Genomic DNA, 13,033 nt, shown 5'->3' with positions numbered 1-13,033 from the left:
TTCCTGTTCGTTGGCCACCCGCTACAAAGGCGGGCGGCTGGCATGGGATGAGAAGCGCGGCATCGGCGATCCGCTGGATTCTGCCAGAGCGCACGCGCCACCAGCATGCCCCGGTGCCGCGTGACGGCCTCGTCGCCGCTGCGGCAGCGCGGGTCCCCATCGCGGAACCATAAAAAACCCAGGCGCGGAGCCACCGCGCCTGGGCCAAGGGTGTTGCCCCGATACCGCGACCTGCGGGTGTCCGGCTGCCGACTCGGCTGCACCGGTCACGGGCGAAGCTGCGGTTTGGGGAAGCCTACGCCGGGCCCGATTAAATGCCCGTTAAGCGCCGAAGGGTTCCGGCAAAACCATTCCGATTCAATCAGTTACGACTTCGATGCGCGTTTGGCCAGCCGTCGCTTGTGGCGCTCGGCGACGTACTCCACCATCGCCCCGGCCACGTCCACGCCGCTGGCGTCCTCGATGCCTTCCAGCCCGGGCGAGGCGTTGACTTCCAGCACCAGCGGCCCGCGGGCGGAGCGGATCAGGTCGACACCGGCCACGCCCAGCCCCAGCACCCGGGCGGCGCGGATCGCGACCTCCTGCTCGGCGAGGGTCGTGCGGGCCCCCTTCGCGCTGCCGCCGCGGTGCAGGTTGGAGCGGAAGTCACCCTTCGGCGCCTGCCGCTTCATCGCCGCCACGACCTTGCCGCCGACCACGAAGCAGCGCAGGTCCGCGCCCTTCGCCTCCGGGATGAACTCTTGCACCAGGAATTGCGCGTACAGCCCGCGCAGCGCCTCGATCACGCCCTTCGACGCCGACAGCTTCTCGGTCAGCATCACGCCGGCGCCCTGGGTGCCCTCGTTGAGCTTGATCACGTGCGGCGGCGGGCCGAGCATCGACAGCAGGTCGGCGGTGTCGTCCGGGTTGTCGCCGAACACCGTCGCCGGCATGCCGATCCCCTGCGCGGCCAGCAGCTGGTGGCTGCGCAGCTTGTCGCGCGCGCGCAGGATCGCGTCGGACGAGTTTGGGGTGAAACTCCCCATCAGCTCGAACTGGCGCAGCACCGCGGTGCCGTAGCGGGTCACCGAAGCACCGATCCGCGGGATCACCGCGTGGTAGCCGGAGATCGACTGGCCCTTGTAGTGCATCGCGAAGCCGTCGCTGGAGATGCGCATGTAGCAGCGCAGCGGGTCCAGCGTGCGGACGCTGTGGCCCTGCTCGCGCGCGGCCTCGACCAGGCGCCGGGTGGAGTAGAGCTTGGTGTTGCGCGAAAGGATCGCGAGCTTCATGGGTGGGTGCGGTGCGGGTCGGTTGGGGGGAACGCCGCGGCGAACGGGAGCGGCCCGGCGCGGCCATGCAGGAACGAGCGTGACGGATCCACCGTGAACGCCCTCGCCATCGCGGTCCGGCCGAGCAGCATCGGGAACGCCATGCCGTGGCGGCGGGTCAGGTTGACGTCGACCTCGCGCTCGAGCCCCGCCAGCCGCAGCGTGGTGCGGATGAAGACCCGCCGGGTGCCGTGGCCACCGGAATCGACCACGGTGCGCTCGTCGACCACCGGTGCGGCGCACTCGATCGCCTCGCCGGCGTGGGCCGGAGTCAGCCGGAACCCGACCCACGGGGCACCGCCCTCGCTGAAGCGCCACTGGTCGTCGACATGCAGCGCCGAGCTGCGCGCGCCGCTGTCGACCTTGGCCCGGACCGCGGGCACCCCCAGCGCGGGCAGCACCACCCACTCGCGCCAGCCGAGCACGACTCTGGACGGGATCGACATCGGTCGCCTCCACGGGGGATGGCCGGGCGCGGGCAACGGCCCGGGGCCGGAACGAAAACGGCGGCCCCGTCCGAGGAACGGGGCCGCCGTGGGTCTGGAGCGGGTGATGGGAATCGAACCCACGCTATCAGCTTGGGAAGCTGAAGTTCTACCATTGAACTACACCCGCATGACCGGGAGTCTACAGCCTGCCGGGGCGCGACAGGAAGCGCCCGCCCGCGCCGATGCGCAGGCGGGCGGGCCGGCTCAGAAGCGGCTGCCGACCGTCGCGAACACCGTCGTGTTGTGGCCGCCGGTCCGGCCGACCGTCAGGCTGGTGCCGAGGTTGGCGTCGAGCCCGAACAGCCGGGCGCGCGCGCCGAACAGCAGGCTGCCGTAGCTGTCGTCGAAGGCGACGCCCGCGACGGCGTAGTCGGTCGTGCCGGGCATCGACTGCAGCCGCGCGAAGGCCTGCTCCGGATGGTCCTCGAACTCGCGGTCGACGGTCGCCCGGGCGTACGGCTGGAAGTGGCCGGCGTCGTAGCGGACCTGCCAGCCGGCGCTGCCGATCACCGAATCGAAGGTCTGCTCGGGGTAGGCCAGCGACGTCGACAGGGCCGGCTCGCTCTCGGCGAAGCCGTCGATGTCGATCTGCTGTGCCAGCACGCCGATCACCGGGCCGTGGCGGAGGGCGCCGTCGCCGAACTCCCAGCCGGCATTGACGCCGAAGCTCAGGTTGTCGCCGTCGACGTCGGCGCGGTGCACGCGGGTGGCCTGGCCGAGGTTGGCGTTGCGCTCGATGTCGAAGCCCAGCTGGCCGTAGCTGGCCTGCGCATTGAGCCAGCCGCCGGCCCCGGAGGCCCAGCCCAGGTAGGCGCCGATGCTGGCCTCGTCCTGGTCGAAGCTGCCGCCACGGCGGCCCCAGTCGTGCTCCTGCCGGCCGTAGCCGCCGAACGCGCCGAAGGTCAGCGCACCGCTGCGCCAGTCGACGCCGACCGTCAGCGCCGGGCCGACGCCGTCGTACAGCCTGCCGTGGTCGTAGCGCTGGAAGTCGCCGCGCACGTCCGCCCACCAGCGGGTGCCCTCGCCGTCGGCCGGCACCGCCAGCTGCGCGGCGACGCGGTCCGCCCGCGCGCGGCCGGTCATCGCCGCCGAGTTCGTCAGCACCGCGATCTGCCGCGGCGCCTCCAGCACCGAGACCGCGTAGTCGGCGATCACCTCGTGGGCGCCGCCGGAGGGATGCACGCCGTCGGCGAACGCGTAGCTGGTGGTGGCACCCGGCGACACGTAGGTGCCCGGGTTGCAGGTGAGCGACTGGGCGGTGATCTGCGGTTGGCAGGCGGTACCGGTGATGTTGCTGAAGCCGAACGCGGCCGGGTCGGCGGCAACTTCCTGGAACAGGTGGAAGGTGTCGAGCGGGATCACCCGCAGGCCGGCCTGGGCGAACGCACCGAACAGCGCGTCGTTGTACGCCGCCGACAACTGGGTGGCGGCCGCCTGCGCCGCCGGGCCCTGCGCGCGGAACCCCGGGGTCAGGCCGATGTCGGGGATGGTCGGCACCAGCACGTACTCCGCCCCGGCACCCTGCAGCGTGCCGACCACGCCGACCTGCGCCGCCACCGCGCCACCGATCACCGGCGCCGGGTCACCGCCGGCCGCGGCGGTCGCGAGCGCGGCGAACACGTCGTTGTTGCCGCCCCAGACCGTATACAGCGCGTCGGGGTCGGCGACGCCGCCGGTGGCGGCGAGGTAGTTGCCGACCTGGGTCGCCATCGACGGCACCGGCAGGGTCACGCCCGGCGCCAGCGTCGCCGAGCCGTCGACGCCCGCGCGCGCGCCGCCGGCCGCGTAGTTGGTCCCGCCCTGGTTGGCCGCGGTCGCGTCGGTGCCGTAGAAGTCGGCCAGGTACTCCGACCACACCAGCCACGGGTTGGTGGTGAAGCGCCCGAGGATGCCCGCCTGCGGTCCCGCCAGTTGCACCAGCGCCGGCCGGAAGTAACCCGAGTCGGTCAGGCTGTCGCCGAAGAACACCGTCTGCGAGTACGGCTGGTCGTTGTTGGCCGGGTGGTCCTGGGCGAAGGCCGGCATGGCGGCCAGCGCGAGGGCGGCGGCGAGGATGGTGCGGGCTGGCTTCATCGGGTTGCTCCTGCAGCGGCCGGCGCGACATGCGCCTGCGAATGGACCGCATCGAAGCACGCGTCGCCGCACCGGGCAAGGCCCGCAGGTCGTGCACGCACCGCGTCGCGCCGCAACATGGAGACCCGGCCGCTGGCCCGCGGGCGCGTGGCGCGGGACAATGCCGGCATGGACATCACCCTCAATGGCGAACCCCGCCAATTCCCCGCCCCGCTGACCGTCGCCGGCCTGCTGGCGGCCGAGCACCTGGCCGAGCGCCGGGTCGCGGTCGAGGTCAACGGTGCGATCGTGCCGCGCAGCCTGCATGGCGAACACGCGCTCGGCGACGGCGACCGGGTCGAGATCGTGCACGCGCTCGGCGGCGGCTGACACCGGCCGCACCTGCGGCGCGGCCTGCCGGCCCGGCCGGTCGCGGCGATGCGATAATTGCCGGATGAACGCTCCCCACGCACCCAGTACCGCGCCCGAACCCCTCGTCATCGCCGGCAAGCCCTACGCCTCGCGCCTGCTGACCGGCACCGGCAAGTTCAAGGACCTCGACGAAACCCGCCGCGCCACCGAGGCCGCCGGCGCCGAAATCGTCACCGTCGCGATCCGCCGCAGCAACATCGGCCAGAACCCCGGCGAGCCGAACCTGCTCGACGTGCTGCCGCCGGACCGCTACACCATCCTGCCCAACACCGCCGGCTGCTACACCGCCGAGGAGGCCGTGCGTACCTGCCGGCTCGCACGCGAGCTGCTCGACGGCCACAAACTGGTCAAGCTCGAGGTGCTGGGCGACCAGCGCACGCTGTTCCCCGACGTGGTGCAGACCCTCGCCGCCGCCGAGACCCTGGTCGCCGACGGCTTCGACGTGATGGTGTACACCTCCGACGACCCGCTGCTGGCGAAGCGACTGGAGGAGATCGGCTGCGTCGCGGTGATGCCGCTGGCCGCGCCCATTGGTTCCGGCCTGGGCATCCAGAACCGGTGGAACCTGGTCGAGATCGTCGAGAACGCGAAGGTGCCGATCATCGTCGACGCCGGCGTCGGCACCGCCTCGGACGCGGCCATCGCGATGGAGCTGGGCTGCGACGGCGTGCTGATGAACACCGCGATCGCCGGCGCGAAGGACCCGGTGCTGATGGCCCACGCGATGAAGCTGGCGGTCGAGGCCGGCCGCGCCGCGTTCAAGGCCGGGCGCATCCCGCGCAAGCGCTTCGCCAGCGCGTCGAGCCCGGTGGACGGGCTGATCGGCTGATGGACGAGCGCGAGCAGGCGCCCGGCAAGGCCGCGCCGCCCAAGCCCTTCACCGTCACCGAAGGCCACCGCCAGGTGCGCAGCTTCGTGCTGCGGCAGGGCCGGTTCACCCCGGCCCAGCAGCGCGCGTTCGATGAGCAGTGGGCGCACTTCGGCATCGATTACCAGGGCGTGCCGCGCGACTACGACGCGGTGTTCGGCCGCTGCGCGCCGCGGGTGCTGGAGATCGGCTTCGGCAACGGCGAGGCGCTGCGGTTCGCCGCGCAACACGACAAGGCGCGCGACCTGATCGGCATCGAGGTCCATGCCCCCGGCGTTGGCCGCCTGCTCAACGCGCTGGCCGCCGACGGCGCCGACAACGTGCGCGTCTACCACCACGACGCGGTCGAGGTGCTGACCCACGAGGTTGCCGACGGCAGCCTCGACGAGGTCCGCATCTACTTCCCCGACCCGTGGCACAAGAAGCGCCACCACAAGCGGCGGCTGGTGCAGCCGGAGTTCGCCGCGCTGCTGGTGCGCAAACTCGCGCCCGGCGGACGCTTGCACCTCGCCACCGATTGGCAGGACTATGCCGAGCAGATGTGGGACGTGCTCGATGCGACCGCCGGCATCGCCAACCGGGCCGGCCCGCGCGGCGCGGTGCCGCGGCCGGAATGGCGCCCGCAGACGCATTTCGAGACCCGTGGCCAGAAGCTTGGCCATGGTGTCTGGGACCTGCTGTACGACAAGCCCTCCGCGACCGCTCCACCGGAGTCGCCGACCCAAGACGAGTAGCCGACCCCGGGCATGGAAACCGCGCTGACGCTCACCACCGACATGAAGCTCGTCCTCGGGCTGGTGGGCTTCACGATGGTGATGTTCCTGTTCGAGCGGATCCGCGCCGACGTGGTCGCGCTTGTCGTGCTGGTGCTGCTGGGCCTGTCGGGACTGGTCGCGCCCGAGGAGATCTTCAACGGCTTCTCCTCCAACGCGGTGATGAGCATCATCGCGACGATGATCCTCGGCGCCGGGCTGGACCGCACCGGCGCGCTCAACCGCCTCGCCGGCTGGCTGCTGCGGCGCGCGCACGGGGTCGAGCAGCGCCTGCTGCTGCTGACCGGTGCGATCGCCGGCATCAACTCCTCGGTGATGCAGAACCCGTCGGTGATGGCGCTGTACCTGCCGGTCGCCTCGCGGCTGTCGTCGCGCACCGGCCTGACCCTGCCGCGGCTGCTGCTGCCGCTGGCCACCGCGATCGTGATGGGCAGCTCGCTGACGATGGTCGGCAACTCGCCGCTGATCATGCTCAACGACCTGCTGCTGCAGGCCAACAGCAACCTGCCCTCGGGCGTGGCGACGATCGAACCGCTGAAGATGTTCGCGACGCTGCCGATCGGCGCGGCGTTGCTGGCGACCTCGCTGCTGTACTTCCGCTTCTTCGGCAACCGCCGGCTGCACGAGGAGGAAGGCAAGGGGGTCACGCCGGCGCGCACCCAGAGCTATTTCGCCAACGCCTACGGCATCGAGGGCGATGTCTACGAGCTGACCGTGACCGCCGACAGCCCGCTGGTGGGCATGTCGCTGGGCGAGGCCGAGGTGCTGCACGGCGCGCCGCTGGTACTCGCGCTCAAGACCAAGGAGGAGGCCCGGCTGTCGCCGCCGGCGGACGCGCGGATCTGGGTCGGCAGCGTGATCGGCGCGATGGGCTCGCGGCGGCAGGTCGCCGACTTCGCGCAGAACAACATGCTGCGCCTGAGCACCCGGCTGCGGCACTTCGGCGACCTGTTCAACCCGAGCCGCGCCGGCATCTCCGAGGCGGTGATCCCGGCGACTTCCAAGTTCATCGGCAAGACCGGGCGCGACCTGCAGCTGCGCAAGCAACTGGGACTGAGCCTGCTGGCGGTCAACCGCGACAAGAACGTGCTGCGCGAGAACGTGCGCGACGTGCCGCTGCGCGCCGGCGACATGCTGGTGCTGCACAGCATCTGGACCGACCTGGCCGATGCCGCCAAGGGCAAGGACCTGGTGGTCGTCACCGACTACCCCAAGGGCGAGCAGCGCCCGCACAAGCTCAAGATCGCGCTGGGCATCTTCGGCGTGGCGATGCTGCTGGCGCTGTCCTCGCGGCTGCCGGTGTCGATCGCGCTGATGACCGGCGTGGCCGGCATGCTGATCGCCGGCGTGCTCCACATCGACGAGGCCTACTCGGCGATCAACTGGAAAACCGTGTTCCTGATGGCCTGCCTGATCCCGCTGGGCTGGGCGATGGACTCCAGCGGCGCGGCGGCCTGGGTGGCCGGCCACACGATCGAGCAGTTGCCGGAGGCGACGCCGCGCTGGCTGCTGCAACTGGTGCTCGGCCTGCTGACGACGGCGTTCTCGCTGGTGATCAGCCACGTCGGCGCGGCGATCGTGATGGTGCCGCTGGCGATCAACATCGCGCTGGCCGCCGGCGGCAACCCGACCGCGTTCGCGCTGATCGTCGCGCTGTCGGCGTCCAACAACTTCATGACCGCATCCAACCCGGTGATCTCGATGATCACCGGTCCGGCCGGCTACACCGGCAAGGAGCTGTGGCGGGTCGGCGCGCCGCTGTCGCTGGCGTACTCGCTGATCGCGGTGCTGATGGTGAACCTGCTGTTCTGACGCCTACAGCAGCCAGACCGCGTCGTCCCGCACTTCCACCGCCACCTGCCGCAGCGACTCCCCGCGGCAGGGCCCGGCGGTGCACTCGCCGCCCTGCAGTTCGAAGCTCGCGCCGTGCGCGGCGCACACCAGCAGGCCGTCGCGGCTGGTGAGGAACTGCCCGGGCGCCCAGTCGAGCCGACGGCCGGCATGTGGGCAGATGTTCATCCACGCCCGGACCTCGTCGCCCTGCCGGTACAGGATCAGCGACTCGCTGTCGCCATCCACGGTGGCCTCGACCTCGCCGAAGCCGCCATCGGCCAGGTGGGCCAGCCGGATCAGTGGCTCGGTCATGCCGGGATGCCCGTCTTCACAACCCTGTCACACTTCGTGTGGTCGGAACTTAACGAAGTTCTCACAATCACCGTCGTGCCTCCGCCGATACTGGGGCGTCCGGCGCAAGCCGCATTGTGTCACGACGTATCGATGATCAGTTCCAGCTTCCGTTTCGACAGCCACCGGTTCCAGTCCCGCATGCGTTCGGCGTTCGAGCCGCGCAAGCCGCGCCACCGCGTGGTGCGGTTCGCGCTCGGGGTGGTCGGGCTGGGCCTGCTGGCGCTGCTGGTGATGTTTTCGGTGGCGCTGGGCGCGGCGATGGTCGTCGCCGGCCTGCTGTTCAAGGCCTGGCGTGGCCGCGGTCGGATCGGTGCCGCGCAGCGCGCCGGGCGTCGCGTGGTCGACGCCGAATACCGCGTGGTCGGCAAGCCGGTCCTCACCCGCTGACCTGCTGCGGCCAGCCACGGCCGCGCCCCCCTACCCTGGTTGGAACGATGACCGACGTGATCGCGGCGCCGCCGCAGCCGCGCCTCCCGATCCGTTCCGGTGACGGCGCCACCTTTCCGGTCCGCCGCATCTACTGCGTCGGCCGCAACTTCGCCGACCACGCCCGCGAAATGGGCGCCAGTGCGCCGGCTTCGAAGGCCGAGCGCGGCCGGCCGGTGTTCTTCTGCAAGCCGGCCGACGCGCTGGTGACCGACGGCGTGGTGCCCTACCCGCGCGGCACCGGCGAGCTGCACCACGAGATCGAACTGGTCGTCGCGCTGGGCGCCGACGCACCGCCCGGCGTGCTCGACCGCGAGGCCGCACCGGCGCTGGTGTACGGCTACGCGGTCGGCCTGGACCTGACCCGGCGCGACCTGCAGGCGGCAGCCAAGTCCAAGGGCCTGCCGTGGGACACCGGCAAGGCGTTCGACCACTCCGCGCCGGTCAGCGAGCTGGTACCGGCCGGCGAAGTCGGTGATCTGGCCAGTCGCGCGCTGACGTTGCGCATCAACGGCGAGGTCCGCCAGCGTGGTGCGCTCGCCGACCTGATCTGGGACGTGCCGGACATCCTCCACGAGCTGTCGCGGCTGTTCGCGCTGAAGGCCGGCGACCTGGTGTTCATGGGCACGCCGGCCGGGGTCGGTCCGCTGGTGGCCGGCGACGTGTTCAGCGCCAGCCTCGATGGCGTCGTCGAACTGTGCGGCCGGGTGGTCACGGCCGGCTGACGGGGATATATATTCACCCGCTGGGTCCACACTACGGAGAGCAAGACCATGAGCCTGGTCAGTGAGTTCAAGGCATTCATCAACCGCGGCAACGTACTCGACCTGGCGGTCGCCGTGGTCATCGGCGCGGCATTCGGCAAGATCGTCACCGCGATGGTCGACGGCATCATCATGCCGGTGGTCGGCATGGCGATGGGCGGGGTGGACTTCTCGCAGCTGTTCGTCGCGCTGGACGGCAACGACTACGCCAACCTCGCCGCCGCGCAGGCCGCCGCCGCACCGGTGATCACCTACGGCGCGTTCATCCAGACGATCATCGACTTCCTGCTGATCGCGTTCGTGATCTTCCTCGTGATCAAGGCCTACAACCGCATGAACCCGCCGCCGGAGGCCGTCGCCGCCGCGCCGGCCGAGGAAGTGCTGCTGCTGCGCGAGATCCGCGATTCGCTCAAGCGGCCGGGCCTGTAAGCGCGACCATCGAACTGCCAAGCGCGGCACAGCCCTGCGTGACTTGAGGCACCCCGGCACGAAGCCGCGAGTTGATACGCTCGCGGCTTCGTTCTTTCCGGGGCCGCGGCCCCTGCAGGAGACCTGATGCGCGCGATCCCGAACTTGCTCGGCACCACCCTGGCCGCCTCCCTGCTGCTGGCACCGGCCGCCCAGGCCGCCGAAGCCACCCGCATCCCCGACGCGGTGGTCGAGACCGCAACGCAGCTGCGCGAGACCGCGCTGGCCAGCGACCTCGGCTACCGCATCACCGAATCGCTGACCACCGAGATCGGCCCGCGCCTGCCCGGCAGCGAGGCCGACGCCCGCGCCGTGCAGTGGGCCAAGGCGAAGTTCGAGGCGCTGGGCTACGACAAGGTGTGGCTGGAACCGGTCACCTTCCCCAAGTGGGAGCGCCGCAGCGAGAGCGCGCGGGTCACCGGCCGCTACGCCCAGCCGCTGTCGGTCACCGCGCTGGGCGGCAGCCCGGGCGGTACGGTCGAAGCCGAGGTCGTGCGCTTTCCCGACCTCGCCGCACTGGAGGCCGCGCCGGCCGGTTCGCTCGACGGCAGGATCGCCTTCATCGACTACAAGATGGAGCGCGCCCGCGACGGCAGCGGCTACGGCCCGGGCTCGCGCGTGCGTTCGCGCGGGCCGTCGGCGGCGATCCGCGCCGGCGCGATCGGCTACCTGATGCGCTCGGCCGGCACCGACTCGCACCGCAACCCGCACACCGGCATCACCCGTTTCGACGAGGGCCTGGAGCCGATCCCGTCGGCCGCGCTGTCGGTGCCCGACGCCGACCAGCTGGCCCGCCTGCTGGCGCTTGGCCAGCCGGTCACGGTGCGGCTGGCACTGGACTGCGGCTGGGACGGCGAAGCCACCAGCCACAACGTGATCGGCGAGATCACCGGCAGCAGCAAGCCCGACGAGGTGGTGCTGATCGGCGGCCACCTGGACTCCTGGGACCTCGGCACCGGCGCGATCGACGACGGCGCGGGCGTCGGCCTGACGATGGCCGCCGGCAAGCTGATCGGCGACCTCGACCGGGCGCCGGCGCGCACCATCCGCGTGGTCGCCTTCGCCAACGAGGAGCAGGGCCTGTGGGGCGGCAAGGCGTACGCGGAGAAGTATGCCGACGAGGTCCGCAAGCACCAGATCGCCGCCGAGAGCGACTTCGGCGCCGGTCGCATCTACGCCATCAGCACCGGCGCGCCGGACTACGCGCAGGGCGCGGTGAAGCGGATCGCGCAGGTGCTGGCGCCGCTGGGCATCGAGTACGCCGGCGACAGGGGCGGCCCCGGTCCGGACATCAGCCCGTTCGCCGCCGGGGGCCTGGCCTGGGCGCGGCTGGCGCAGGACGGCACCGACTACTTCGACCTGCACCACACCCCCGACGACACCTTCGACAAGATCGACCCGGCCGCGCTGGCGCAGAACGTCGCCGCCTACGCGGTGTTCGCCTACCTCGCGGCTTCGGCCGAGGGCGACTTCGGCAGCGGCACCAAGGCCGACGCCGACGGAGACGCCGACGGGAAGTAAGCTGTGGCGATGTCGCAGCGCTATGACGATTTCGGGAGCATCGCCACCGACCCCGTGACCGGGGTCTACCGGCTCGGCGCCAACGGTCCCAACCTGGCCACGGCGCTGGCCGCCGCCGGCGCCACCAAGCGGCGGGTGGCGCTGCTCCACATCGACATCGACATGTTCCGTTCGATCAACGCGAACATGGGCGAGGACATCGGCGACCAGGCCCTGGCGGCGGTCGCCCAGCGGCTGCGCAAGGCGATCCCGTCGGATGCCTGGCTGTGGCGGCTCAACAGCGACGAGTTCATCGCCGGCATCGGCTACCGCGACAGCGAGCTCGACGGCGCCGGCCTGGCCGAGCGCCTGCGCGACGCGCTCGAGATCCCGCTGTCGATCCCGCCGTACACGTTGCCGATGACGATCTCGATCGGCATCGCGACCTACCCCGACCACGCCCACGACGCCGCCGGCCTGCTGTCCAAGGCCGAGCAGGCGCTGCGCCGGGTCAAGGAGGAAGGCCTCGACGCGGTCGGCCACTACTCGACCCGCCCGGCCCGCCCGGCCAGCGGCGACGGCTTCGCCGGACGGCTGGTGGAGGCGCTGGACAACGACGAATTCCGGCTGTTCTACCAGCCGCTGGTGAGCGCCAGCGACGGCGGCCTGACCGGCTTCGGCGCGCTGCTGCGCTGGCAGACCGACGGCGGCCTGCTGCGGCCGAACCGGTTCATGGACATCGTCGAGCGCGTCGGCCTGTCGGCCCGCCTCGGCGAATGGGTCACCGCGACCGCGGTCCGGCAACTGGCCGACTGGCGCGCGCAGGGCCTGGACTACCTCGGCATGTCGGTGCACCTGGCCGGCTCGATGCTGGCCCAGGCCGACTGCGTCGACCGCATCGGCGAGCTGCTGCACCGCGAGGGCGTGCCCGGCGGCGCGATGGAGTTCGAGATCTCCGAGAACGTGCTCGCGCTCGACGCCCGCCAGGTGTTCGACACCCTCAACGGCCTGCGCGACCTCGGCGCCACCCTCACCGTGCAGGACTTCGGCCTCGGCGGCCTGAGTTTCGCCGCATTGGCGCAGTACCCGCTGGACCGGCTCAAGATCGACCGCAGCTTCATCCGCAACGTGGCCAGCGACACCCGCAGCGCGGCGATCGTGCGCGGCATCATCGCGATGGGCCACCGGCTGGGCATGAAGGTCACCGCCAAGGGCGTGGAGAACGAGGCCGAACTCGGCTTCCTGCGCCGCAACCATTGCGACTTCTTCCAGGGCTACCTGTTCAGTGCGCCGTTGCCGGCCGACGAGCTCGACGACCTGATCCGGCGCCGCTTCCTGCTGCCGGGCGCGTTCGCCGCGACCCGTCCCGAGCGCACCCTGCTGCTGCTCGACGACGAGGAAAACGTATTGCGCTCGCTGGTCCGCCTGTTCCGCCGCGACGGCTACCGGATCCTCACCGCCAACAGCGTGAGCGAGGCGTTCGACCTGCTCGCCAGCAACGCGGTGCAGGTGATCGTCTCCGACCAGCGCATGCCCGACATGAGCGGCACCGAGTTCCTCGGCCGCGTCCGCGACCTGTACCCCGACACGATCCGGCTGGTGCTGTCGGGCTACACCGACGTGGCCACGATCACCGAGGCGATCAACCGCGGCGCGATCTACCGCTTCCTGACCAAGCCGTGGAACGACGAGGAGCTGCGCGAGCACATCCACGCCGCGTTCCGCGCGTTCGAGCGGCGCGCGGCGGGCGAAGCCGGGTTCTGAG

Annotated in this window: 13 protein-coding genes and 1 tRNA gene; 9 read left to right on the top strand and 5 right to left on the bottom strand. The window is 71.3% G+C overall.

Annotation, left to right across the window (positions count from 1 at the left end; translation table 11 throughout):
* Window positions 1-365 precede the first annotated feature (365 nt).
* From rimK to N799_RS02795, 4 genes are all read right to left on the bottom strand, one after another.
* Window positions 366-1,271 (bottom strand): 30S ribosomal protein S6--L-glutamate ligase, encoded by a 906-nt coding sequence (gene rimK, locus N799_RS02810; RefSeq protein ID WP_036207528.1) that lies wholly within the window; start codon window positions 1,269-1,271, stop codon window positions 366-368.
* Window positions 1,268-1,756 (bottom strand): ATP-dependent zinc protease family protein, encoded by a 489-nt coding sequence (locus N799_RS02805; RefSeq protein WP_036207525.1) that lies wholly within the window; start codon window positions 1,754-1,756, stop codon window positions 1,268-1,270. Before N799_RS02805 ends, rimK begins: the two co-directional genes overlap by 4 nt.
* A gap of 95 nt (window positions 1,757-1,851) precedes the next feature.
* A tRNA-Gly gene (locus N799_RS02800) sits at window positions 1,852-1,925 on the bottom strand.
* 77 nt (window positions 1,926-2,002) lie between these two features.
* Window positions 2,003-3,871, bottom strand: a complete 1,869-nt coding sequence (locus tag N799_RS02795; protein ID WP_036207522.1) for an autotransporter domain-containing esterase — start codon at window positions 3,869-3,871, stop codon at window positions 2,003-2,005.
* Window positions 3,872-4,039: 168 nt separating this feature from the next.
* On the opposite strand from N799_RS02795, the gene thiS reads away from it, so the two are divergent.
* The 4 genes from thiS (at window position 4,040) to N799_RS02775 (ending at window position 7,735) form a co-directional block, all read left to right on the top strand.
* A complete protein-coding gene (gene thiS, locus N799_RS02790) occupies window positions 4,040-4,240 on the top strand; it encodes a sulfur carrier protein ThiS (RefSeq protein WP_036207779.1) in 201 nt (66 codons plus the stop codon).
* Window positions 4,241-4,304: 64 nt separating this feature from the next.
* A complete protein-coding gene (locus N799_RS02785) occupies window positions 4,305-5,111 on the top strand; it encodes a thiazole synthase (protein WP_036207519.1) in 807 nt (268 codons plus the stop codon).
* Window positions 5,111-5,884, top strand: a complete 774-nt coding sequence (gene trmB, locus N799_RS02780) for a tRNA (guanosine(46)-N7)-methyltransferase TrmB (protein ID WP_036207516.1) — start codon at window positions 5,111-5,113, stop codon at window positions 5,882-5,884. Before N799_RS02785 ends, trmB begins: the two co-directional genes overlap by 1 nt.
* Before the next feature lie 12 nt (window positions 5,885-5,896).
* A complete protein-coding gene (locus tag N799_RS02775) occupies window positions 5,897-7,735 on the top strand; it encodes an SLC13 family permease (RefSeq protein WP_036207514.1) in 1,839 nt (612 codons plus the stop codon).
* A 3-nt stretch (window positions 7,736-7,738) separates the two neighbouring features.
* On the opposite strand, the gene N799_RS02770 is transcribed toward N799_RS02775, so the two are convergent.
* Window positions 7,739-8,068 carry a Rieske (2Fe-2S) protein gene (locus N799_RS02770; protein WP_036207512.1) on the bottom strand — a complete coding sequence of 110 codons (330 nt, stop codon included), beginning with the start codon at window positions 8,066-8,068 and terminating at the stop codon, window positions 7,739-7,741.
* A gap of 132 nt (window positions 8,069-8,200) precedes the next feature.
* On the opposite strand from N799_RS02770, the gene N799_RS02765 reads away from it, so the two are divergent.
* The 5 genes from N799_RS02765 to N799_RS02745 all read left to right on the top strand — a co-directional run bounded on the left by N799_RS02765 (window position 8,201) and on the right by N799_RS02745 (window position 13,032).
* Window positions 8,201-8,497 carry a hypothetical protein gene (locus tag N799_RS02765; protein WP_036207509.1) on the top strand — a complete coding sequence of 99 codons (297 nt, stop codon included), beginning with the start codon at window positions 8,201-8,203 and terminating at the stop codon, window positions 8,495-8,497.
* A gap of 47 nt (window positions 8,498-8,544) precedes the next feature.
* Complete coding sequence (locus N799_RS02760; protein WP_036207506.1) at window positions 8,545-9,261, top strand: fumarylacetoacetate hydrolase family protein; 717 nt, start codon at window positions 8,545-8,547, stop codon at window positions 9,259-9,261.
* Between the two features lie 48 nt (window positions 9,262-9,309).
* A complete protein-coding gene (gene mscL / locus N799_RS02755) occupies window positions 9,310-9,729 on the top strand; it encodes a large conductance mechanosensitive channel protein MscL (RefSeq protein ID WP_036207503.1) in 420 nt (139 codons plus the stop codon).
* Window positions 9,730-9,855: 126 nt separating this feature from the next.
* The gene (locus tag N799_RS02750; RefSeq protein WP_036207502.1) at window positions 9,856-11,289 is read left to right on the top strand and encodes a M28 family peptidase; all 1,434 of its coding nucleotides are present in this window, start codon (window positions 9,856-9,858) and stop codon (window positions 11,287-11,289) included.
* 9 nt (window positions 11,290-11,298) lie between these two features.
* Window positions 11,299-13,032: an EAL domain-containing protein gene (locus N799_RS02745; RefSeq protein ID WP_052101103.1), complete on the top strand. Its 1,734-nt coding sequence runs from the start codon at window positions 11,299-11,301 to the stop codon at window positions 13,030-13,032.
* The last annotated feature ends 1 nt before the right edge of the window (window position 13,033 follow it).

Origin of the sequence: Lysobacter arseniciresistens ZS79 (assembly GCF_000768335.1) — a bacterium.
GTDB lineage: Bacteria > Pseudomonadota > Gammaproteobacteria > Xanthomonadales > Xanthomonadaceae > Novilysobacter > Novilysobacter arseniciresistens.
The sequence above is the reverse complement of the archived record's forward strand: the minus strand, read 5'-3'. Positions and strand labels throughout refer to the sequence as shown.

Coding starts and splice junctions, on each gene's coding strand:
- N799_RS02775 (WP_036207514.1), top strand. CDS start 5,897: ATGGAAACCGCGCTGACGCTCACCACCGACATGAAGCTCGTCCTCGGG.
- N799_RS02805 (WP_036207525.1), bottom strand. CDS start 1,756: ATGTCGATCCCGTCCAGAGTCGTGCTCGGCTGGCGCGAGTGGGTGGTG.
- mscL (WP_036207503.1), top strand. CDS start 9,310: ATGAGCCTGGTCAGTGAGTTCAAGGCATTCATCAACCGCGGCAACGTA.
- N799_RS02750 (WP_036207502.1), top strand. CDS start 9,856: ATGCGCGCGATCCCGAACTTGCTCGGCACCACCCTGGCCGCCTCCCTG.
- N799_RS02765 (WP_036207509.1), top strand. CDS start 8,201: ATGATCAGTTCCAGCTTCCGTTTCGACAGCCACCGGTTCCAGTCCCGC.
- rimK (WP_036207528.1), bottom strand. CDS start 1,271: ATGAAGCTCGCGATCCTTTCGCGCAACACCAAGCTCTACTCCACCCGG.
- N799_RS02785 (WP_036207519.1), top strand. CDS start 4,305: ATGAACGCTCCCCACGCACCCAGTACCGCGCCCGAACCCCTCGTCATC.
- trmB (WP_036207516.1), top strand. CDS start 5,111: ATGGACGAGCGCGAGCAGGCGCCCGGCAAGGCCGCGCCGCCCAAGCCC.
- N799_RS02770 (WP_036207512.1), bottom strand. CDS start 8,068: ATGACCGAGCCACTGATCCGGCTGGCCCACCTGGCCGATGGCGGCTTC.
- N799_RS02745 (WP_052101103.1), top strand. CDS start 11,299: ATGTCGCAGCGCTATGACGATTTCGGGAGCATCGCCACCGACCCCGTG.
- N799_RS02760 (WP_036207506.1), top strand. CDS start 8,545: ATGACCGACGTGATCGCGGCGCCGCCGCAGCCGCGCCTCCCGATCCGT.
- N799_RS02795 (WP_036207522.1), bottom strand. CDS start 3,871: ATGAAGCCAGCCCGCACCATCCTCGCCGCCGCCCTCGCGCTGGCCGCC.
- thiS (WP_036207779.1), top strand. CDS start 4,040: ATGGACATCACCCTCAATGGCGAACCCCGCCAATTCCCCGCCCCGCTG.